The sequence below is a fragment of the Halorubrum sp. SD41 genome (genome assembly GCF_058630335.1).
In genome coordinates, this window is record NZ_JBZVGZ010000017.1 from 20,099 (window position 1) to 39,874 (window position 19,776).

Genomic DNA, 19,776 nt, shown 5'->3' on the forward strand with positions numbered 1-19,776 from the left:
CTTTAGGGGCGGCCCGCGACCGCTCCGGTATGAGCCATCGAATTCTGCTGTTGGGGGCGCCCGGCGCCGGGAAGGGGACGCAGAGCGCGAAGCTGGCCGACGAGTACGGCGTCGAGCACGTCACGACCGGCGACGCGCTCCGCGCGAACAAGGAGATGGAGACGGAGTACGGGACGCCGAAGTCGTTCATGGACGCGGGCGAGCTCGTTCCCGACCCGGTCGTCAACGAGATCGTGAAGGCCGCGCTCGACGACGCCGACGGGTTCGTCCTCGACGGCTACCCGCGCAACATCGAGCAGGCGGAGTACCTCTCGGAGATAACCGACCTCGACGCCGTCATCCTCCTCGACGTCGACGAGGAGGTCCTCGTCGACCGACTCACCGGCCGCCGCGTCTGCGACGACTGCGGCGCGAACTACCACGTCGACTTCCAGCCCCCGGAGGAGCCGGGCGTCTGCGACGAGTGCGGCGGCGAGCTGATCCAGCGCGAGGACGACACCGAGGAGACCGCGCGCGAGCGCCTGGAGGTCTTCTACGAGAACACCGAGCCCGTGGTCGACCACTTCCGCGACGAGGGCGTGCTCGTCGAGGTCGACGGCGAGGCCCCTCCGGACGAGGTCTTCGCCCGGATCCGCGACGTCGTCGAGAGCTAACTCGCGTCGCCGAAAACTGATCCGCGTCGTCGTCGGAGGTCGACTCGCGTCGTCGAGGGACGCCGATCCGAGCGGCGATCCTACAAGGTTCTTAACCGTCGACCGCTAATCGGCCGCTAATGAGCAAAGTCGAACGGCGAGTCCGCTCGCTGGTCCGCGATGACGGCGAGATGCGGGACGCCATTCAAGTCGTCCTCGACAACGCCAGCGGCGGCGAGGTCCGTTGGGTCGACGTTCGCGACGAAATCTCGAGCGGGCAGTGGGGCCGGCTCATCGAGAAGGAGATCCTCGTCGACGGCGAGGAGGGGTTCGCGCTGGCCGACCGCGAGGGGATCGAGGCCGGCATGGAGGACGACGACGACTCGGGCGGCGGCGACGTGGAGACGCCGGAGACGACCACCTGGTCGAAGTGGGACAAGCTCGCCGGGGTGGCGACGGTCGGCGCGTTCGTCGGCTACGCGGTCGGCCCGGTCCGGAACGCCATCGCCGGCGCCATCGACGTCGTCCTCGGCCCGCTCCTGAACGTGGTCCCCTTCTACGTCGTGATCATGGTCATCGCGCTCGGGACGGGGCTGTACTCGACGCTGCTGCGCGCCGGGCTCATGGACATGGAGAAGATGGGCGCGTACCAGGACCGGATGAAAGACATCCAAGAGCGTCGGAAGGAGGCCGAGAAGCGCGACGACGACGAGGCCCTCGACGAGATCCAAGAAGAGCAGATGGAGGCGATGGGCGACCAGCTCGGCATGTTCAAAGAGCAGTTCCGCCCGATGGTGTGGATCATGTTCCTCACCATCCCCGCGTTCCTCTGGATGTTCTGGGTGATCGGCTACCGCGGCTCGGACGCCGCGTATCCGGCCGTCGCCGCGCAGGAGCTCGTCGTGCCGCTGGCGGGGACCGTCACTTGGGACACCGGGATCGTCGGCCCGATCCAGATGTGGATCCTCTGGTACTTCCTCTGCTCGATGGCGTTCACGCAGCTGGTCCAGAAGAGCCTCAACATCGAGATGTCGCCGTCCTCCTCGTAGGCGACGCGCTCGATTCCCGCTGTTTCCTCCCGGCGCCTACTCGTCGGCTTCGCCCGCGTTGTCGCCGTCGCTCTCCTCGGTCGCAACCTCCTCGGCCGCGACCTCCTCGGCGACCGCCTCGAACGCCGCGAGGATGACGCGCTTACACGCCTGTCCCTCGGTGCTCCAGTGGTGGGCGTAATCGAGCATGTCGTCGTAGATGTCGGGCTTGCAGCCCGCCGCCTGCGGGTGGCCGCCGCCGTTCACCTTCCCGGCGACCTCGTGGGCGTGCCGGAAGTCGTCCGAGCCGCGGATGGAGGCGGACCCCGCGGGCTTGACGATCACGGCGGCGTCGGCGCCCGCCTCGCGCAGCCGCTCCGCGACCTCGTTCTGCGAGCAGCGGCCGTAGGTGACCGCGACGCGCCAGTCGCCGACCTCGTGGGTGACCGCGCGGTCGACCGCGAGGTCGATTCTGGCTTCCTTCTCGACGCGGCGGTCCTCGACGAACGACCGCACCGTCTCGGGGAGGTCGACGCCGTACGCGCCGATCACGGCCGCGTACTCCTCGGCGCCGGCCCAGTAGGAGTAGTCGGCGAGGTCGTCGGAGCGCGGGTCCTCCTTGATCCAGAGGTCGTGGTCGCGCGTGACTTCGGCGAGTTCGGCCCAGCGGTCGTCGAACGCGACGTCGAGCGACCGGAGCGTCACGTCGGCGGTGCACTCCTCGTCGGAGTCGCCGACGACGAGGTCGACGCCGGCCTCGCGCACCGCCGCGGCGGTCTCGTCGTCCCACTGGTGGTGGTCGAACCAGCGGATCGCGTCGGTCGACTCCGCGAGCGATTCCAGCGGCTCCGCGATCGGCTCGTAGTCGTCGGGACAGAGGTCGCAAATGAACAGGTCGACGCCGTCGTCGGCGTACGCCTCGACGCGTTCGAGCGCGGTGTCGATCGAGTACGGGCCCGCCGAGAGCAGCCCGACCGGGGACTCGGCGTGGACGTCGGCGAGGGGGTCGTCGTCGGACTCCTCGCCGTCATCGTCGTTGCCGTCGGACTCCTCGTCGTCGTCCGCCAACCGCGCCGCGATGGCGTCTTCGAAGGGCTCGACGTCGAGCGCGGCGTCGTACGCCTCGCGGATCATCGCCGCGCAGGCGAGGCCGTCGGCGTCGCCGTCGGCGATCACGACCGCCTCGCTGCCCTCGATCGCCTCCCGCGCCCGGCGCTCCGCGCGTTCGTCGTCCAGCGAGTCGGGGTAGAAGAACCCCTTCCCCGGAAGTTTCGTGTACCGCGAGCGGGGGGCCTCGCCCGTCTCGATGAGGTCGTCGTCCATACCGTTGAGGCGGGCGGCAGCCGGAAAACTCCGCCGCTCTCGGGGCGGTCGCGGGGCGTCAGCGTCGCGTTCGGCGGCCGCCGACCTCCGCGACCGCTCAGATCGTCGTCCGCCGCGGGTCCTCGTCGGTCAGCTGTCGCACCGTCAGCACCGGCACCGGGCAGGTCCGGACGACGCGCTCGGCGACGGAGCCGATGAGGAAGCGGTTCTCGCCGTGGCGGCCCCGCGTGCCCATCGCGACGAGGTCGGCGTCGACCGACCGGGCGTACGTGTCGATCTCCGAGGCCGGGCGCCCCTCGCGCACCTCGATGGTGACGTCGAGGTCGCCGTCGCGGTCGTGCGCCGCGTCGGAGACGCGGTCGAGCGCGTCCCGTCCCTGGTCGTCGAGCGCGTCGCGGAGGTCGTCGCGGACCCTGTCCGGCGACGACTCCACCTCGCCGGCGTCGACGACGTACACCGCGTGGACCTCGGCGTCGAACCGCGCCGCCACGTCGACCGCGACCGAGACGGCCCGCCGGACGCTGTCGGAGCCGTCGGTCGCGACCACGATGGTGTCGAACATGGCCGACCGTTCGCCGCAGCGATACCTAAAACCCGGCGGTCGGGTGAGGGGAGACGGTGCGAAGCGGCGTGAATTCGATGACGATTCTATTTATAAATGACCGGGCGTGGCGGTGGCGCGTGCCGACGAGCGCCCAGCGGGCGCGAGTCGCACGCGCGAGGGAGTCGGCCGACCGGAGGGAGGCCGACGAGGCTGGGGAGGTGTGAGGCTGCGGTGCTGTGCGGGGCGGGACTCAAAGGGGCAGTCGGCGAGGCGGGCGCAGGCGTTCACGAGAGCAGAGCTCTCGTGAGCCAATCAGAACGCAGAGCGTTCTGATGACGACGTAAGCACTGGAAGGAGCGAGCAACGCGAGCGACTGAAGCGCGCAACGAGCGTGCGCCCGCCTCGCCGGCTGGGGCTTTGGCTGTGTCCGCTGCGGCGGCAGCGATTTATAAGCGAGCAGTTGGTGATTTGGCGGTGTCCACCGTTGATCCATAGTCGACTATTTATAAACGAGCGGCTGAGGCTTTGGAGGCGTTTGCCGCCGATCCATAATCGACTATTTATAAGTGAGCGGATGGGGCTTTGGCGGCGTTCGCCGCAGACCCGCCGTATTTATAAAAGACTGCGCGCGTCCAGTCGCGCTACGCCAAGAACACGTGTCGCGGTCGGTCGGCGAGCACGTCGCGGCCCCACTGGACTGTCTCGGAGAACTCGTCGGAGCGGAAGAAGGCCATCGCGTCCTCCTTCGCGTTCCACTGGCTGGCGATGAACATGTCGTTCTCGTCTTCGACGTTCACCATCAGGTCGGTCTCGACGTGGCCGTCCATCTCCCCCAGCAGCTCGCCGACGTCGTCGAACGTCTCGACGAACTCCGACTGGTAGTCGGGCTTGACCGTGTAGAACATCCCCATCGTGCCGAAGCCGGACTCCTCGCCGGCGCGCGCGACGATGTCGGGCAGCTCGGAGAGGAAGCCGGCCGCGGTCTCCGCCGCCGACGCGGTGTCCCAGATGGAGACGACCGCGGCGCGGTCGGTGTGGCGGCCCTCGTACACCGCGGTCTTGACGTGGGTGCCGTAGTGGTCGAAGTTGCCGCGCAGCCCCTCGACCTCGTCGAACAACTCGTCGACGTCGGCCTCGCTGTACAGCACGGTGGCGTACACGTCCTCGCCGTGGGGCTTCCCGGCGTAGATGTCGAGGTCGGCGAGCTCGCCGCGGATGTCCTCGTCGGAACTCCCGTCCCCCCCGCCGCCGTGGCCGCCCTCGCCGCCGTGGCCGTCGCCCTCGCCGTGGGGGTGGTCGCCCTCGCCGCCGCCCCCGTCCTCGCCGTGGGGGTGGTCGCCGTGGGCGGAGCCGCCGCCCGCGCCCGAGCGGTCGTGGCCCTCACCGCGACCGTGGCCGTCGTCGCCGTGCCCGCCTTCGCCGTGATGGCCCCCCTTGCCGTGATGGCCCCCCTCGCCGTGATGGCTCCCCTCGTCGCCGTGCCCGCCTTCGCCGTGGGGGTGGCCGGCGCTGTCGTCCTCCGGAACGCGCCCGGTCGGGACCGACTCGCCGGCGAGGAAGGCGTCGAGGTCGCTCGGCGGGAACCGGCGGCCGACGTAGAAGTCGCCGAACTCGCCGTACCGCGAGGAGGCGGGGTCGAACCGCATCTCGTAGACGATGTCCTTGATGTCGGTCGGGTCGGCGCCGAACAGCGTGACGCCCCACTCGTGGTCGTCGAAGCCGACGGAGGAGGCGATCACCTGCTTGATCTTGCCCGCGTACTCCTTGCCGACCTCGCCGTGGCCCGCCATCAGCTCGGCGCGCTCCTCGAACTCCAGGTCGTACCAGTTGTGCTCCTCGCCGCGGCGCTTGCTCATCGGGTAGAAGCTGACGTACTCCTCGTCCGGGATGTCGGGCTTCAGCTTCCCCTCGATGTAGCGGCGGAGCCCCTCGTCGACGGCGTCGGCGCCCTCCTCGAAGTAGTCGTCCGAGACGTACCCGGACACCTCGGTGACGGTGACGTAGGAGGTCTCCCGTTCGGTGAACTTCGCGAGCGCGGTGTCCTCGAAGCGGCGCTCGATCGAAGACAGGTCGTCGAGCGACGGCCGGAAGTGTAAGAAGAGGAGGTCGGCCTTGTGCCCGAGCACGGAGAACAGCGCCGACTCGCCGTCGTCGGCGTCGGCGACCAGTTCGCGGTGTTTCAGGAAGGCCTCGCCCTCCTCGATCGCTCGCTGCCGCTCGGACTCGGGCGCCTCGCGCCAGGCGTCCCAGTCGATCGAGCGGAAGTCGTGCAGCGAGAACCACCCTTCGGCGGTCTGTGGAGCCTCGACCATACGCCGGGTTCGGGCCGCGCGACTTAGGGGTTTGCGGGTCGTCCCGCGCACCGGAAACGGAACCACGGTCGCGGGTCCCGCGCACCGGAAACGGAACCACGGTCGCGGGTCCCGCGCGCCGCTCACATAGCGTTTTGTACACGCCTCGTGTTGCGGGCGGTATGCCCGCTGAGACGGCACCCTCCGACGACGCGACCGCGTCACCCGACGACGAGTCGGTCGCGGTTCAAACGATCGGCCTGACGAAACGCTACGGCGACGACGTCCTCGCGGTCGACGACCTCGATCTGACCGTGTACGCCGGCGAGATATTCGGGTTCCTCGGGCCGAACGGCGCCGGGAAGTCGACGACGATCGACGTGATCATGGACTACGTCCGCCCGTCAGCCGGGAGCGCGACCGTCCTCGGGCACGACGCGCAGGCCGAGACGCGCGCGGTCGGCGGCTACTCGAAGGGGATGACCCAGCGGCTGGCGCTCGCGATCGCGCTCGTCGGCGACCCCGACGTGCTGATCCTCGACGAGCCGTCGTCGGGGCTCGACCCGAACGGCGTCCGCCTCGTCCGCGAGATCGCCCGCGACCACGCCGACCGGGGGAAGACGGTGTTCTTCTCCAGCCACATCCTCAGTCAGGTCGAGGCCGTCTGCGACCGCGTCGCGATCCTCGACCGCGGGCGGCTCGTCGCCGTCGACACCATCGCGGGGCTCCGCGACGCGCTGGACACCGGCTCGACGGTGACGCTCACGGTCGACGCCGTCCCGGACCGGCTGACGCTCGGCGAACTCGCCGGCGTCGACGACGTCGCGGTCGACGACCGGACGATCCGGGTGCGCGTCGGCGAGGCCGCCGCGAAGGTCGGCGTCATCGATCGGGTGCGCGAGGACGGGGCCGCGGTCCTCGACGTGGCGATCGCGGAATCGTCGCTGGAGGACCTTTTCAGCGCCTATACCGGCGGGTCGACGCCGGATCGAAGCGGTTCCGACGTCGACCCCGCGGAGGCGGAGCGATGACCCGGCGCGTCCGGCTGACGATCGCTCGCAAGGAGTTCGGGGACGCCCTCCGGTCGCGAGTGGTCTGGGGGATCGTCGCGGTCGTCGCCGCGATGTCCTCCCTGTCGGCGGCGCTCCCGCTGTTCGTCCCCGAGGCGGACGTGGGCGCCGGCCCCGAGGCGGCGATCGGCGGCGCGTCGCAGTTCGCCGGGCTACTCGTCCCGATCATGGCGCTGATCGCCGCCTACCTCTCTGTCGCCGGCGAGCGCGAGTCGGGGAGCCTGAAGGTGTTGCTCGGGCTCCCGCCGTCGCGCGGCGAGGTGATCGCCGGGAAGTTCTTCGGCCGGGGCGGCGCGGTTGCCGCCGGGATCGCCGCGGGGTTCGCGATCTCGGGCGCGGTCACGGCGGTCCTCTACGGCGGCCTCCCGGTCGCCGCGTTCCTCGCGACGACGGCGCTGACGGTGCTGCTCGCGGTCTCGTTCCTCGGTATCGCCGTCGGGATATCGGCCGTCACGGCGACGCGGGCCCGGGCGATGACGCTCGCGATCACGGCGTACCTCGGCTTGACGCTCCTCTGGGACCTCGCCCCGAACGGCGTCCACCTGCTGGTCACCGGGCGACTCCCCGGAGCCGACGTGCCCGCCTGGTTCCTGCTCGTCCGGGGGCTCAGCCCGACCGGGGCATACAACGCGCTCGTCCAGCGGACGCTGCTCGGCGACGCCGGCGTGGCGGCGGCGACCGGCGGCCCCGCGCCGGCGTTCCTCAGCCCCGTCGTGTTCCTCGCGGTCATGGTCGCGTGGGCCGCGGTTCCGCTCGCTGTCGGGTACCTCGGCTTCCGGCGCGCCGACCTGAGCTGACCCGGTCCGTCGTCGCTCTCGGCCGCGGTCGCTCTCTACCATCGCCGTTTTCGGCCCTCATCGTGGCCGTTCGGCCGGAGTCGCCGTGACCGAAACCCTTTCGACGCGACCACGAAAGATGTGGACGATGCGGAAAAGCGGCCCGCCGAAAGGACTGATCTCGTATCTCGTGCTGGAGCTGCTCGACGAGCGTCCCCGGTACGGGTACGAGCTGCTCGGCGAGATCACGGAGATCAGCGGCGGCCACTGGGAGCCCTCCTACGGCTCCGTCTACCCGATCCTCTACAAGTTCGAGGAGGAGGGCGTCGCCGAGCGCGTCGAGCGCGACGACGAGCCCGACCGTAAGTACTTCGCGCTCACCGACACGGGCCGCGAGGAACTGGCGGAGAAGCGCCGCGAGATCGGCGGCGAGGCGAAGGAGTTCGGCGACGTCGTCCTCGGCTTCTATCACCTGTACGCCGCGCTCGCCACCGACGACCGCTTCGAGGTGGACGACGCGGACGCCGACTGGGGGTACTCGGAGCGGTACAGCGCGTGGATCGTCGAGCAGATGATCCGGCACCACGAGCGCGACTTCGGCGAGTTCGAGCGGATCGACGCCTCCCCGGAGGAGTTCTACGCGGCGGCGGACGGCTCTGACGCCGCCGACGCGGAGGAGTCGGAGGGGGCGTCCGGCGTCGAGGAGTCCTCCTCCGGCGCGGCCGACGACTGACGCCGGACGAGCCGCCCGCGGCGGAACGAGTCCCTCACCGGTGGAGCAGCCGCCACAGGAGCCCGCCGGGAAGCCCGGCGCGCACGAGCCGGTCGTACAGCCGGTCGGGGAGGACGCGCGCGAGGCGGGGCAGCCACCGCGCCCGGCGACTCACCCGGTAGCGCGTCCGCGGTCGGTCCGCGGTCGTCGCGGTCACCACGCGTTCGACGACCGTCTCGACGTCTGTGGCGGCCGGGGAGTACCCCTCGAACGCGCGGTAGGTGTCGGCGTAGGGGCCCGCGCCGCTCGCGTCCTCGTCGCCCTCTCTCGCGCCGCTCGCCTCCTCGCCGCCCGCACTCACGACCGCCGCCGCGGCCCGCTCGTTGAACCCGGTCGGGACCGGCCCGGGTTCGACCAGCGCGACGTCGATCCCGCGGGGCGCGACCTCGCGCCGCAAGGCGTCGACGTAGCCGTCCAGCCCGGCCTTCGCGGCGCTGTACGCCCCGTGGTACGGCAGCGCCACCGACCCGACCATCGACCCGACGACGACGATCCGCCCGCCGCGCTCGCGCAGCGACGGGAGCGCCGCGGAGACGGTCGCGTGGACCGCGGTCAGATTCGTCTCCAGCTGTCGCCGGAACGACGCGGCCGAGGTGTCCTCGACCGCCGCGATCTCGTAGCCGCCGACGCAGGAGACGACGGCGTCGAGGGGACGGTCCGCCAGCAGGTCGCGGACGGCGTCCTCGTCGCGGAGGTCGACCACGGCGGTCTCGACCGCGTCGGGCAGGGCGGCGAGCCCGTCCGCGTCGCGGTCGGCGCCGAGGACGTCGTGGCCGGCGGCCGCGAGCGAACGAGCGACGCCCCCGCCGATCCCGCCCGCCGCCCCCGTCACGAGAACGTACATGCCGGAAGTTCGCGGCGCGGCCAGTAGACGGTGGCGGTTCTCGGCGTCCGCGGGCGCGGACCGGAGTCCCGGCCCGGATCGGCGTCCCGGTCGGAGCGCGGCGCCGACCCCGCCCGCGACGCCCGAAGGCATATATCCGCCACGGGCGATTGTCGGCGTAATGTCCACCGACGAGCCGTCCGTCCCGATCGTGTGCGACGAGTGCGAGACGGAGACCCGCGTGCCGCTCGACGACCTCGCGGACGCGCTCGAGAAACACAACGCCCAGAAACACGACGGCGAGTCCGTCGCCGAGGTCGACCCGGCGATCAAAGACCGCCTCGCCGACCTCGTCGCCGAGGATCTCGGGCTGTTCGACGAGGACGCGACCGAGCGGCCGTGAGACCGCACGCCCGATTCGGGTGACCGGGTCGCCCGCTGACCGACTCCCGCACACGCGCCGCGCGACCGAGAACGACGACGCGCGATGCGGCGGAATACACCAGCAACAATTGCGTTGTTCGATGACGTGCTTTGCTCCGAAATACCCCTTAAAATCAGTGTTCAGTCCCGAGAGGCTCCGAATTCCGGATTCATCGATGTCACCGGAACGCGCTTCCGTTGCTGGTGACGCGAGGGTGTTGCCCGCGGAGCCGCTTCCGTGTGTATGTACGAATCTACGCGGACAGCGTCGCGGCGGTCGTTCCTCGCGGCAGCGGGCGGAACCGCGACGGTCGGCCTCGCCGGCTGTCTCGGCGGCGGCAGTGGCGGCGGACTCGACGAGCTGACGGTCGCGCACATGCCGATCTACCCGGACCTCCAGTGGTACGTGATGGAGGGCGAGGGGTACTTCTCGGAGATCGACGCCGAGGTCACCGGGCAGGAGTTCAGCAACGGCCCGGACATCGTTCAGGCGCTCGGCGGGGGTGACATCGATATCGCGATGTTCGGGATCGTCCCCGCGATGATCGCGATCGACCGCGGCATCGCCGCGCAGGTGACCGCCGCGAACATCCAGGAGCCGATGGGCATCATGGCGGAGGAGTCGTTCCACGAGACGTTCGAGGCCGAGGGCGGCGACGCGTTCGCGACGTGGGAGGAAGAGCGGGGGGAGCCGTTCACCTTCGGCACGTTCCCGCAGGGGAGCGTCCCCGACGTCCTCCTGCGCTACTGGCTCCGCGACGTCGGCGTCGACCCCGCCGAGAACGACGCGGTGGAGATCCTCGAGATCAGCGGCGCGAGTTCGGTCTGGCAGGCGATCGCCAACGACGAGATCGACGGCACCTCGATCATGGAGCCGGTGCCGACGATCGCGCAGGCGGAGGACTCGTCGGTGACGATGCTCCGGACCGCGGCCGAGGTCCTTCCCGGCCAGCCCGCCGCGGTCACCCTGATGAGCGACGCGGTGCGCGACTCTCCGCTCGCGGCGCAGTTCCTCGAAGGGCACGTCCGCGCGACCGAGTTCATCGGCGAGAACCCGGACGCGACCGCCGCGCACGTCAACGAGGGGATCGGGATGCCGACCGACCGCGCGCGGGACGCGCTCGACTCCCCGCTGTCGAACTTCATCACCGACCCCAACAAGATCACGGACGCGACGCAGGTGTTCTCGGAGTTCGCGGCCGGTAACGGCCAGATCGACGAGCAGCTGTCGAACGACGCGATCTTCGATCTGGAGGTGTACGACTCCCTCTGATGGCGACCGAAACCGCATCGCCGGTCGCGGAGGGCGACGCGTCCGCGGGCGTCGGGCTCGGCGACGGCCGCCGGCTGCTCCGCGGGGCCGTCGGGGTCGCGGCGTTCCTCGTCGTCTGGCACGCCGTCTCGCTGACGCAGGACCCGTTCGTCCTTCCCTCTCCCGTCGCGGTCGCCGGGGCGTTCGCGAGCGAACTCGCCTCGGGCGACATGACGGCGGCGCTGTACCAGAGCGTCCAGCACTGGGTCCCGGGCACGCTCGCCGGGACCGGCCTCGGCGTGGCCGCGGGCGTCGCGTTCGGCTGGAGCCGCCTGCTCGACGACCTGACCGCGCCGCTCGTCCGGACGCTGCGCCCGGTGCCGCCGCTCGCGCTCATCGGGTTCGCCATCGCGTGGTTCGGGATCAACGACTGGGGCGCCGCGTTCATTATCGCGGTCGGCGCGTTCTGGATCAACTTCTACGCGGCGTACGGCGCCGTCGAGGGCGTGAGCGAGGACCTCCTCGACGTGGGCCGGACGCTGGGGGTCCGGAGCGACCTCGACGCGGTCCGGTCGATCGTGCTGCCGGCGTCGATGCCGGGGATCCTGACCGGGATCCGGACGGGACTGGGACGGTGTTGGATGCTCGTCGTCGCCTCGGAGATCTTCGGCGTCCCCGGGGTCGGCCGCGAGATCATCCGCGCCAGCAACAACCTCCGCGTCGACCGGGCGATCGCGTACATCCTCGTGTTGAGCCTGATGTACCTGCTCGTCGACGTGGCGTTCCGCGCGGTCGAACGGAGGGCGTTAGCGTGGCGGGCGTGAACGGCGACGACGTGAGCGAGTCAGCGGGGTCGTCCGCGGCCGGCGAGTCGCCTCTTGCCCCCGAGGCGGCGAGCGTCGCCCTCGACGGGGTCGGGAAGACGTACCCCGGTGACGGGGACGGCGGCGCGGTGCGCGCACTCGACGACGTGTCCTTCTCGGTCGCGGACGGGGAGTTCGTCTGTCTCGTCGGCCCCTCGGGCTGCGGGAAGACGACGCTGTTCCGGATCGTGGCCGGGCTCACCGAGGCGACCGACGGTCGCGTCCTGCTCGACGGCACCGAGGTCACGGGCCCGACGACGGACATGGGCGTGGTGTTCCAGGAGTACCACCTGTTCCCGTGGCTGACGGTCGCGGAGAACGTCGGGTTCGGCCTCGAACGGAGCGGCCGCTCGCCGGCCGAGCGCGAGGCGCGGGTCGACGAGATGCTCGATTTGGTCGGCCTGACGGAGTTCCGCGACGCCTACCCGAAGTCGCTGTCCGGCGGGATGAAACAGCGCGTCGCCATCGCCCGGTCGCTCGCCGTCGACCCGAGCCTCCTGCTGATGGACGAGCCGTTCGGCGCGGTCGACGCCCAGACCCGCGAGATGCTCCAGCGGGAGCTGCTCGACGTGTGGGCCTCGACCGGGAAGACCGTCCTCTTCGTCACGCACGACGTCGCGGAGGCGGTGACGCTCGCGGACCGGATCGTCGTGATGGCCGCCGACCCGGGACGCGTCCGCGAGATCGTCGACGTCGACGCCGAGCGCCCGCGCGAGCGCGGCGACGCCGCGTTCGCGGAGTACGTCGGCCGCGTGCGAGAGCTGATCGGGGCCGGGCCGTAGCGGATCCGACGGCGCTCTCCCGCGGCCGCTCCGGCTACGATTCCCCGTCGTCTCCGCTCTCCTCGACGCTCGCGGACAGCTCGTCGACGTGGGTGCGCAGCGTCGCCAGCGTCGCGTCCGCGTCGGCGTACCCCTCGTCGTAGTCGTCGAGCGCGGCCGCGGCTCGGTCGAGGAAGCGTTCCACCGCCTCGTCGGTCGACTCGTCGGTCATGCGAAACCGTCCGCCCGCGAGCGGTTTATGTCCCCCGGCCGCGCGGTCGAACGCCGGCGGCATGTGCCCGGCTACTGTCGGCGCCGGAGCGCGTACGTCGTGTAGCCGACCGCGACGACGAGCGCGACGGAGAGAAGGGTGCCGAAGACGGCGGGCGACGCGGTGACGTAGTCGCCGAACGGGTCGGTCAGCGCGAACACGCCCACGATGAGCGCGAGCGAGATGGCGATGCCGACCGCGCCGAACGCCTTGAACGCCGCGTCGAGGTCGAAGCGTTGCGATCCCCGTTGATGGCTCATACCCCGTAGTACGCGCTCCGTTTATAAATCGGCCCAGTGGAATTCCCAGCTTCGGAGAACGGCGACCCCGGCCGTCACTCCGGGTAGCCCTCGACGATTTCGACGCCGGAGGAGGCGCCGATCCGGACCGCGCCCGCGTCGAGCATCTCTATCGCCTCCTCGTAGGAGCCGACGCCGCCGGAGGCCTTCACCGGGAGGTACTCGCTCATCAGCTCCACGTCGGCGACCGTCGCGCCGCCGTCGGCGAAGCCCGTCGAGGTCTTCACCATGTCGGCGTCGGCGGCGACCGCGGCCTCGCAGGCGCGGCGCTTCTCGGCGTCGTCGAGCAGCGCGGTCTCGATGATAACCTTCACCGGGACGGGGACGGCCGCGACGACGTCGGCGAGCTCGTCGGCGACGGCGCCGTCGTCGCCCGCCTTCAGCCGGCCGACGTTGATCACGAGGTCGATCTCGTCGGCGCCCGCCTCCCACGCCGCGACCGCCTCGTCGCGCTTGACCCCGGGGGCGTGCTGGCCGTGCGGGAACCCGACCACGGTGGCGATCGCCTCGGGGTCGCGTTCGTACGCGACCGCCTCGGCGACGTAACACGGCGGGATGCAGGCGTTCATCCCGCGGGCGGCGGCCTCGTCGAGAACGGTCCGCACGTCGGCCGGGGTCGTCTCGGGACCGAGGACGGTGTGGTCGATGCTGGCGGCGAACTCCTCGCGGTTCATGCCTCCTCCGTGGCGGCGGGCGGTAAAAGGCGTGCGGGGTCGACGCGCGCGGCTCGGTACGGATCGGCGGCGAAAAAACGGGCGCGTTCGAGCGAAAACGGGTGCGTTCGAGCGAAAACGGGCACGTTCGAGCGAAAACAGCGGGAGGGAGCGACCGGCGCGGTGCCGGTCGGTCGGGGCGGGCGGGCCGAGGTCAGCCCTCGATCTCGATCTCCGTGCCGGAGACGGCGCCCTCGACGGTCACGGGGAGCCGGACCGTCAGGATGCCGTTCCGGTACTCGGCCTCGATGCCGTCCTCGTCGATCGCCTTCGGGAAACGGAACCGCCGGTGGTACGTCCGGCGGGTCCCGCGGCGTTCGTCCTCGTGTTCGCCGGCAACGTTGAGCACGCCGTCGTTCCACGAGGCGGTGATCTCCGCGGGGTCGAACCCAGGGAGCTCGACCGAGAGGACGAACTCGCCGTCCTCCTCGTACAGTTCGTAGTCGTTGCTACCGGATTCGAACAGTCGGCTCGGGAAATCGGTTCCCTGCGTCCACGTGTTCGCCGGTTCGAGCATGGGAATTGCTGACCACCTCGAACTCAGTCACAACTATGGTTGCGATTCTATAAAAATATCACGAATTATGTGGGTTTGTCACAATTTATGCCCCGGCCCGTCTCCGATTCGAACACGCGCTTCGGGGCGCCGCGCCGACGGATCCTGCCTCCGCCCCGGACGAGAGCGGGCGAACGGACGTTGGAGAATTCTCCAACGTTCTCGCGATCGCCTCGCATTTATTGCATTCGCGTGCCACCGCAACGCATGGATCGCGACACCGCCGCGCCCGCCGTCGCCGACCTCCCCGGCGAGCGCGCTCGCGAGTGGGTCGACTACCACCACGAGTCAGCCGCGCCGAGCACCTACGTCTACGAGTTCGTCTGGGACCGCACCGCGCCCGCCGAGGGGCCGTTCTGTACCGACGTCGACGGCAACGTCCTCATGGACTTCACCAGCCACGTCGCCGCCGCGCCGCTCGGGTACAACAACCCCCTGATAATGGACCGTCTCGAAGAGTTCGATCTGGTCGACCCCCTGAAGATCGCCGGCCAGGACTTCTACGCCGCGGGCGGCCCCTCGCCCGGGGACGGGATCCCCGGCGCCTCGGGGCTCATGGACCGCCTGACGGACCTGACGAGCCACTACGAGATGGACACCGTCTTCCTCTCGAACTCCGGGGCGGAGGCGGTCGAGAACGCCGTCAAGATCGCCTACGACGCCTCTGACGGCGCGAAGTACGCGATCACCTTCGACGGGGCGTTCCACGGCCGGACGCTGGGCGCGCTCTCGCTCAACCGCTCGAAGTCCGTGTACCGCCGCGACTTCCCCGAGATCAGCGGCGTGACCGAGGTCCCGTTCTGCGACGACCGCACCTGTTCGCCCGAGACCTGCTCGTGCGGCTTCTTCGCGGACGGCGTCTCGCGGCTCCGGAGGAAGCTCGACCCGGAGCGCGGGAACGTCCACCCGGACGACGTGGCCTACCTCATCATGGAACCGATCCAGGGTGAGGGGGGCTACCGGTTCCCCTCCGAGGCGTTCACCGACGAGATCGCGGCGCTCGCCGAGGAACACGACATCACGGTGATCGCCGACGAGATCCAGACCGGCGTCGGCCGCACCGGCGAGATGTGGGGCTCGGACCACTACGCGTACGACCCCGACGTGATCGCGAGCGGGAAGGGGCTCCGCGTGGGCGCGACCGTCTCGCGGAGCGACGTGTTCCCCGAGGAGACCGGCCGCCTCTCCTCGACCTGGGGCGCCGGCGACCTGATCGCCTCCGCGCAGGGCGCGCTCACGCTGGACGCGATCGAGGAGGCGGACCTCACCGACAACGCCGTCGTCCGCGGCCGACAGTTCAAGGAGACGATGCGCGACGCCGCCCTCGACCCCGTCGAGGACGTCCGCGGGAAGGGGCTGCTGCTCGCCGTCGAGTTCGACACGAAGGAGCGCCGGGACGCGGTCGTCGACGAGGCGTTCTCGCGCGGTCTCCTCACGCTCGCGTGCGGTCACAAGGTCCTCCGGGTCCTCCCGCCGCTCGACGTCACCGAACGCGAGATCGACCTCGGCTGCGACCTCCTCGCGGACGCGATCGCGGCCGCGGCGTAAGTTCGCGATCGTCGCTCGCTATCGATCCGCGTACCACTCCGCGAACTTCGCTAAGGCCCGTCCGCGGTGTGACACCGCGTTCTTCCGGTCGGTGTCCATCTCCGCGAACGTCTCGCCGTCGTGTTCGAAGATCGGGTCGTACCCGAACCCGCCGTCCCCCCGCGGCGCGACGATCCGGCCCGGGACGTACCCCTCGAACAGTTTCACCGGGAGCGGGTCCGCGTCGGTCCCGCCCGACCCCGCCTTACCCTCGCCGTCCGGCCCCGCCGCCGCGGCGGCGTCGCGGTCGCCCCGGTCGACGGGGTCGGGGCTCGCCGCGAACCCCTCGCCGTCGCAGTAGCCGAGGACGCAGCGGAAGGCGGCGCGGCGGTCGTCGAGGTCGGCGGCGATATCGTGGACTCGCTCGATCCCGAGCGTCTCCTCGACGTACGACGAGTACGGCCCCGGGAAGCCGTCGAGCCCCTCGACGAACAGCCCCGCGTCGTCGACGAGGACCGGCGCGTCCGCGTGGCGGTACGCCTCGCGGGCCCCCCGCGCCGCGATCGGGCCGAGCTCGTCGGCCTGGACCTCCGCGTAGTCGAAGTCGAGCCGCTCCACCGAGCCGTCCGGGAGGTACCGCTCCGCCTCGCGCACCTTCCCCGGGTTCGTCGTCACGTACCTGAGCACGGATCGCCGTGGGCGCGCCCGCGACGAATAGCCGTCGGTCGCGGGCGGGAACCGGCCGCCTGTGGCAGTACGTTTTTGTCGGGCCGACGACAGCACTCGCGTATGGCCCTCCCCACGTTCGAGAAGAAGCGACTCATCGGGCTCATCGCGATCCTGTCGTTCGGGCTCACCTCGCTGTCCGCCGTCCTCCTCCCGGCTCCGCTTGTGACGCTCGGGCCGGCCCTGTTCATCACCGGCTTCTTCATCCTCATTCCGCTGGTGCTGGTGCTCGGCGAGCAGTTCCCGCTCGTCGCGTCCGGCGACGAGTCGGCGACCGCGTCGCACGCGAGCGAGGGGACCGCCGACCGGCCGGTCGCGGCGCTGCGCGAGCGGTACGCGACCGGCGAGATCGACGAGGCCGAGTTCGAGCGCAGACTCGACCGCCTGCTCGCGACCGAGGACCTCGACGAGCGGTTCGACCGGATCGAGTCCGACCGGGGCGAGGAACCCCGGGAACGGGACCTCGAACTGGAGTGACTCGCCCCGCGCTCAGGGGTCGACCCGGACGAGCCACGCCTCGGGGTCGTCGATCTCCGCGGCGGTCGGCAGGTTCTCGGCGCGCTCCCAGACGGCCCCCGCCGCCTCGATGCCGCGCGCGTCGGCGACGTGTCGGAAGAACTCCGCGCCGCGCTCGTACTGCCGGCGCTTGAGCCCGAGTCCGAGCAGGCGCTGCGCGAGCCGGCGCACGGGGCCGCCGCCGCCGCGCCGCTCGTCGAGCTTCGCCCGGAGGTCGGCGTACTCGCCGTCGAACGCGCGGTCCATCAGCACCTCGGCGTACCCCTCGACCGCGGTCATCGCGGCCTGGAGCTCCGCGAACGCGTCGGGGTCGAGCCCGCGCCCGGTTATCCCCTCGACGCCGCCCGCGCCGCCGACCATCCCCTCGACGCCGCGCTCGACGCGCGATTCGAGGTACTCCGGCAGCCACGGCGCCGCGCCGAACTCCGCGGCGTGGGTCACCTCGTGGAACGCGATCCACCGGCGGAACCGGGGGTAGTCGACGTCGAGCGCGGCCGCGACCGCGACGATGTTCGGGTGGACGAAGTAGAGCCCGTGCTCGGCGTCCGGCTCGTCGGCGAGCAGGAGGGGATCGTACTGGCCGAGGACGTTTCGGGCGAGGAAGCCTAAGGCGAACGCCATCGAGCCCGTGTTGGCGACCCGCGACAGGTCCCGCGCGAAGGCGGCGCCGGGCGCGGGGCCGGTCGGCCCGGGCGAGCCGTCCGGCATCACGTCGAGCGAGTCGGTTCCGGGAGTCCCGACCGCTCCGACCTCCTCGCCGTCGCCGGTCGCGGCCGCCTCGATCGGGTCCATCACGCGTCGGAAGGTGCCGACGCTCGCGTCGATCCAGTGGTGGCGGTTCTGCACCTCGACGGTGTCCGGCACGTCGAACTCGATCCCGGCGGTGTCGGCCAGCCGGGTTCGGGCGTCCCGCACGTCGGCGGCGTACCCCGCGCGCTCCGCGTCGGTGAGGGCGATCGACCCGGGGTCCGTGGCGTCCTTCGCGGCCGCCGCGGCCCGGTCCCAGTCGACGACGCCCGGCCCCTCGGCCTCGGCGACGGTCCGGACGCTTCGGAGGATGTCCATACCGATCGGACGGGCGGCCGCCCCAAAGCGCTTGTGTCGCCGCCCGCTCCCGGCGGCACGGCCCGCCATCGGTGTCTTCTTGCCGGGGCCGGTCGACCCGCGCGTATGGACGACGAGCGCAGCGCGTTCCTCGACGACCTCCTCGCGACGCCGAGCCCTTCGGGGTTCGAGACAGCCGCACAGCGGGTCTGGACCGACTACGTCCGCGAGTTCGCGGACCGGGTCGACACCGACGCGTACGGCAACGCCGTCGCGGTCCACGAGGGCGACCCCGACGCGCCGGCGATCGCCGTCACCGGCCACGCCGACGAGATCGGGTTCATCGTCCGCGACGTGCTCGACGACGGCTTCCTCCGCATCGGGCGCATCGGCGGCTCCGACCGCACCGTCTCGAAGGGCCAGCACGTGACGGTCCACGCCGACGAGCCCGTTCAGGGCGTGATCGGCCAGACCGCGATCCACCTGCGGGACGGCGGCGACGAGGAGTACGAGGACGTCGCGGGCCAGTTCGTCGACATCGGGGCCGAGGACGCCGAGGCGGCGCGCGAGCACGTCGAGGTCGGCGACCCGGTCACGTTCTCGTCGGGCGTGCGCGACCTCGTCGGCGACCGGATCGCCGCCCGCGGAGTCGACAACCGGGCGGGGGCGTGGGCGGCCGCGGAGGGGCTCCGCCGCGCCGCCGCGGCCGGCGTCGACGCCACCGTCTACGCGGTCTCGACGGTTCAGGAAGAGGTCGGGCTACAGGGCGCCCGGATGGTCGGCGTCGACCTCGACGACGTCGACGCGTTCGTCGCGGTCGACGTCACCCACGCCACCGACAATCCGGACGTCGATCGCGAGCGGCGCGGTCCGGTCGAGCTCGGCGCCGGCCCGGTGATCGGCCGCGGCAGCGCGAACCACCCCACCCTCGTCGACCTCGCGCGCGACGCGGCCGACGACGCCGGCCTCGAGGTCCAGCTCCAGGCGGCCGGCACCCGCACCGGCACCGACGCGGACGCGTTCTACACCGCCCGGGGCGGCGTGCCCGCGCTCAACGTCTCGATCCCGAACCGGTACATGCACACGCCGGTCGAAGTGATCGACACGACCGACCTCGACGCGGTCGCCGACCTCCTCGCCGCGATCGGCGCGGCGGCGGGCGATCTCGACGCGGCGTCGACGCCGTTCGCCGTCGACGTCTGAGCGCGGCTCGCCACGACAAACCGGGGCACGGCGGCGTCGAAACGGAACTGTTTTACTATCGTCTTTCCTACCGTAGATTGCGACGAACGGACGTGCTCTGGTGGTGTAGTCCGGCCAATCATATCACCCTCTCACGGTGATGACCTGGGTTCAAATCCCAGCCGGAGCATCTTTCTGACTGACTTCGTCAGTCAATATCCGCTTCGCTCAGCGGGCTCTCGAACGAAGTGAGAGAAATCGATGAGAGCGGATTGAACCCTATCAGACGCGCGCAGCGAAGCGAACACGTCTGATTCTGGTTCAAATCCCAGCCGGAGCGTCCCGCGTCGTCGCTTTCTCGCCGCTCGGAACGACCGCGTAGCC

22 protein-coding genes and 1 tRNA gene are annotated in these 19,776 nt (G+C 70.9%); 13 read left to right on the top strand and 10 right to left on the bottom strand.

The window, feature by feature from the left end:
* The first annotated feature begins 29 nt into the window (after window positions 1-29).
* Both AC4NMM_RS09425 and AC4NMM_RS09430 read left to right on the top strand, forming a co-directional pair.
* A complete protein-coding gene (locus tag AC4NMM_RS09425) occupies window positions 30-653 on the top strand; it encodes an adenylate kinase (protein ID WP_096394807.1) in 624 nt (207 codons plus the stop codon).
* 119 nt (window positions 654-772) lie between these two features.
* Window positions 773-1,681, top strand: coding sequence for a DUF106 domain-containing protein (locus AC4NMM_RS09430; protein WP_096394809.1), 909 nt, complete (start codon window positions 773-775; stop codon window positions 1,679-1,681).
* Between the two features lie 36 nt (window positions 1,682-1,717).
* On the opposite strand, the gene AC4NMM_RS09435 is transcribed toward AC4NMM_RS09430, so the two are convergent.
* The 3 genes from AC4NMM_RS09435 to AC4NMM_RS09445 all read right to left on the bottom strand — a co-directional run bounded on the left by AC4NMM_RS09435 (window position 1,718) and on the right by AC4NMM_RS09445 (window position 5,839).
* Complete coding sequence (locus tag AC4NMM_RS09435) at window positions 1,718-2,983, bottom strand: DHH family phosphoesterase (RefSeq protein ID WP_096394811.1); 1,266 nt, start codon at window positions 2,981-2,983, stop codon at window positions 1,718-1,720.
* A 97-nt stretch (window positions 2,984-3,080) separates the two neighbouring features.
* On the bottom strand, window positions 3,081-3,545 hold the full coding sequence (locus AC4NMM_RS09440; RefSeq protein ID WP_096394813.1) for a universal stress protein: 465 nt from the start codon (window positions 3,543-3,545) through the stop codon (window positions 3,081-3,083).
* 623 nt (window positions 3,546-4,168) lie between these two features.
* Window positions 4,169-5,839, bottom strand: coding sequence for a heme-binding protein (locus tag AC4NMM_RS09445; RefSeq protein WP_491924159.1), 1,671 nt, complete (start codon window positions 5,837-5,839; stop codon window positions 4,169-4,171).
* 161 nt (window positions 5,840-6,000) lie between these two features.
* On the opposite strand from AC4NMM_RS09445, the gene AC4NMM_RS09450 reads away from it, so the two are divergent.
* The 3 genes from AC4NMM_RS09450 to AC4NMM_RS09460 all read left to right on the top strand — a co-directional run bounded on the left by AC4NMM_RS09450 (window position 6,001) and on the right by AC4NMM_RS09460 (window position 8,397).
* On the top strand, window positions 6,001-6,849 hold the full coding sequence (locus AC4NMM_RS09450; protein ID WP_491924160.1) for an ABC transporter ATP-binding protein: 849 nt from the start codon (window positions 6,001-6,003) through the stop codon (window positions 6,847-6,849).
* Window positions 6,846-7,685, top strand: a complete 840-nt coding sequence (locus AC4NMM_RS09455) for an ABC transporter permease subunit (RefSeq protein WP_096394819.1) — start codon at window positions 6,846-6,848, stop codon at window positions 7,683-7,685. The genes AC4NMM_RS09450 and AC4NMM_RS09455 overlap by 4 nt, the downstream gene beginning before the upstream one ends.
* Window positions 7,686-7,812: 127 nt before the next feature.
* A complete protein-coding gene (locus AC4NMM_RS09460) occupies window positions 7,813-8,397 on the top strand; it encodes a PadR family transcriptional regulator (RefSeq protein ID WP_096394821.1) in 585 nt (194 codons plus the stop codon).
* Window positions 8,398-8,431: 34 nt separating this feature from the next.
* On the opposite strand, the gene AC4NMM_RS09465 is transcribed toward AC4NMM_RS09460, so the two are convergent.
* Window positions 8,432-9,280 carry an SDR family NAD(P)-dependent oxidoreductase gene (locus AC4NMM_RS09465; protein ID WP_172863955.1) on the bottom strand — a complete coding sequence of 283 codons (849 nt, stop codon included), beginning with the start codon at window positions 9,278-9,280 and terminating at the stop codon, window positions 8,432-8,434.
* A 160-nt stretch (window positions 9,281-9,440) separates the two neighbouring features.
* Here AC4NMM_RS09465 and AC4NMM_RS09470 point away from each other — a divergent pair, with 160 nt between their 5' ends.
* The 4 genes from AC4NMM_RS09470 (at window position 9,441) to AC4NMM_RS09485 (ending at window position 12,579) form a co-directional block, all read left to right on the top strand.
* Window positions 9,441-9,662, top strand: coding sequence for a DUF8149 family protein (locus AC4NMM_RS09470; protein WP_017344002.1), 222 nt, complete (start codon window positions 9,441-9,443; stop codon window positions 9,660-9,662).
* A 264-nt stretch (window positions 9,663-9,926) separates the two neighbouring features.
* Window positions 9,927-10,955, top strand: coding sequence for an ABC transporter substrate-binding protein (locus tag AC4NMM_RS09475; RefSeq protein WP_491924161.1), 1,029 nt, complete (start codon window positions 9,927-9,929; stop codon window positions 10,953-10,955).
* The gene (locus AC4NMM_RS09480) at window positions 10,955-11,758 is read left to right on the top strand and encodes an ABC transporter permease (protein WP_096394825.1); all 804 of its coding nucleotides are present in this window, start codon (window positions 10,955-10,957) and stop codon (window positions 11,756-11,758) included. Before AC4NMM_RS09475 ends, AC4NMM_RS09480 begins: the two co-directional genes overlap by 1 nt.
* Entirely contained in the window at window positions 11,746-12,579 is an 834-nt protein-coding gene (locus AC4NMM_RS09485; RefSeq protein WP_096394827.1) for an ABC transporter ATP-binding protein, read from the top strand. The genes AC4NMM_RS09480 and AC4NMM_RS09485 overlap by 13 nt, the downstream gene beginning before the upstream one ends.
* A 34-nt stretch (window positions 12,580-12,613) precedes the next feature.
* Here the strand turns inward: AC4NMM_RS09485 and AC4NMM_RS09490 are convergent, their stop codons facing one another.
* From AC4NMM_RS09490 to AC4NMM_RS09505, 4 genes are all read right to left on the bottom strand, one after another.
* Window positions 12,614-12,790 carry a hypothetical protein gene (locus tag AC4NMM_RS09490; RefSeq protein ID WP_172863956.1) on the bottom strand — a complete coding sequence of 59 codons (177 nt, stop codon included), beginning with the start codon at window positions 12,788-12,790 and terminating at the stop codon, window positions 12,614-12,616.
* A gap of 71 nt (window positions 12,791-12,861) precedes the next feature.
* Window positions 12,862-13,089: a hypothetical protein gene (locus tag AC4NMM_RS09495; protein ID WP_096394829.1), complete on the bottom strand. Its 228-nt coding sequence runs from the start codon at window positions 13,087-13,089 to the stop codon at window positions 12,862-12,864.
* Window positions 13,090-13,163: 74 nt separating this feature from the next.
* Window positions 13,164-13,802 (bottom strand): deoxyribose-phosphate aldolase, encoded by a 639-nt coding sequence (deoC, locus tag AC4NMM_RS09500; protein WP_096394831.1) that lies wholly within the window; start codon window positions 13,800-13,802, stop codon window positions 13,164-13,166.
* Window positions 13,803-13,995: 193 nt separating this feature from the next.
* Window positions 13,996-14,358 carry an Hsp20/alpha crystallin family protein gene (locus AC4NMM_RS09505; protein WP_096394833.1) on the bottom strand — a complete coding sequence of 121 codons (363 nt, stop codon included), beginning with the start codon at window positions 14,356-14,358 and terminating at the stop codon, window positions 13,996-13,998.
* A 246-nt stretch (window positions 14,359-14,604) separates the two neighbouring features.
* Here AC4NMM_RS09505 and AC4NMM_RS09510 point away from each other — a divergent pair, with 246 nt between their 5' ends.
* A complete protein-coding gene (locus tag AC4NMM_RS09510) occupies window positions 14,605-15,945 on the top strand; it encodes a class-III pyridoxal-phosphate-dependent aminotransferase (protein ID WP_491924162.1) in 1,341 nt (446 codons plus the stop codon).
* A gap of 18 nt (window positions 15,946-15,963) precedes the next feature.
* Here AC4NMM_RS09510 and AC4NMM_RS09515 read toward each other — a convergent pair whose 3' ends face one another.
* Window positions 15,964-16,611 (bottom strand): non-canonical purine NTP pyrophosphatase, encoded by a 648-nt coding sequence (locus AC4NMM_RS09515; RefSeq protein WP_096394837.1) that lies wholly within the window; start codon window positions 16,609-16,611, stop codon window positions 15,964-15,966.
* A gap of 102 nt (window positions 16,612-16,713) precedes the next feature.
* Here AC4NMM_RS09515 and AC4NMM_RS09520 point away from each other — a divergent pair, with 102 nt between their 5' ends.
* On the top strand, window positions 16,714-17,127 hold the full coding sequence (locus tag AC4NMM_RS09520; protein WP_491924163.1) for an SHOCT domain-containing protein: 414 nt from the start codon (window positions 16,714-16,716) through the stop codon (window positions 17,125-17,127).
* A gap of 12 nt (window positions 17,128-17,139) precedes the next feature.
* On the opposite strand, the gene AC4NMM_RS09525 is transcribed toward AC4NMM_RS09520, so the two are convergent.
* The gene (locus tag AC4NMM_RS09525) at window positions 17,140-18,231 is read right to left on the bottom strand and encodes a zinc-dependent metalloprotease (protein ID WP_096394841.1); all 1,092 of its coding nucleotides are present in this window, start codon (window positions 18,229-18,231) and stop codon (window positions 17,140-17,142) included.
* A gap of 105 nt (window positions 18,232-18,336) precedes the next feature.
* Between AC4NMM_RS09525 and AC4NMM_RS09530 the strand changes: the two genes are divergently transcribed.
* Both AC4NMM_RS09530 and AC4NMM_RS09535 read left to right on the top strand, forming a co-directional pair.
* Complete coding sequence (locus AC4NMM_RS09530; protein ID WP_096394843.1) at window positions 18,337-19,413, top strand: M20/M25/M40 family metallo-hydrolase; 1,077 nt, start codon at window positions 18,337-18,339, stop codon at window positions 19,411-19,413.
* Between the two features lie 94 nt (window positions 19,414-19,507).
* Window positions 19,508-19,582, top strand: a tRNA-Glu gene (locus tag AC4NMM_RS09535).
* Window positions 19,583-19,776: the final 194 nt, after the last annotated feature.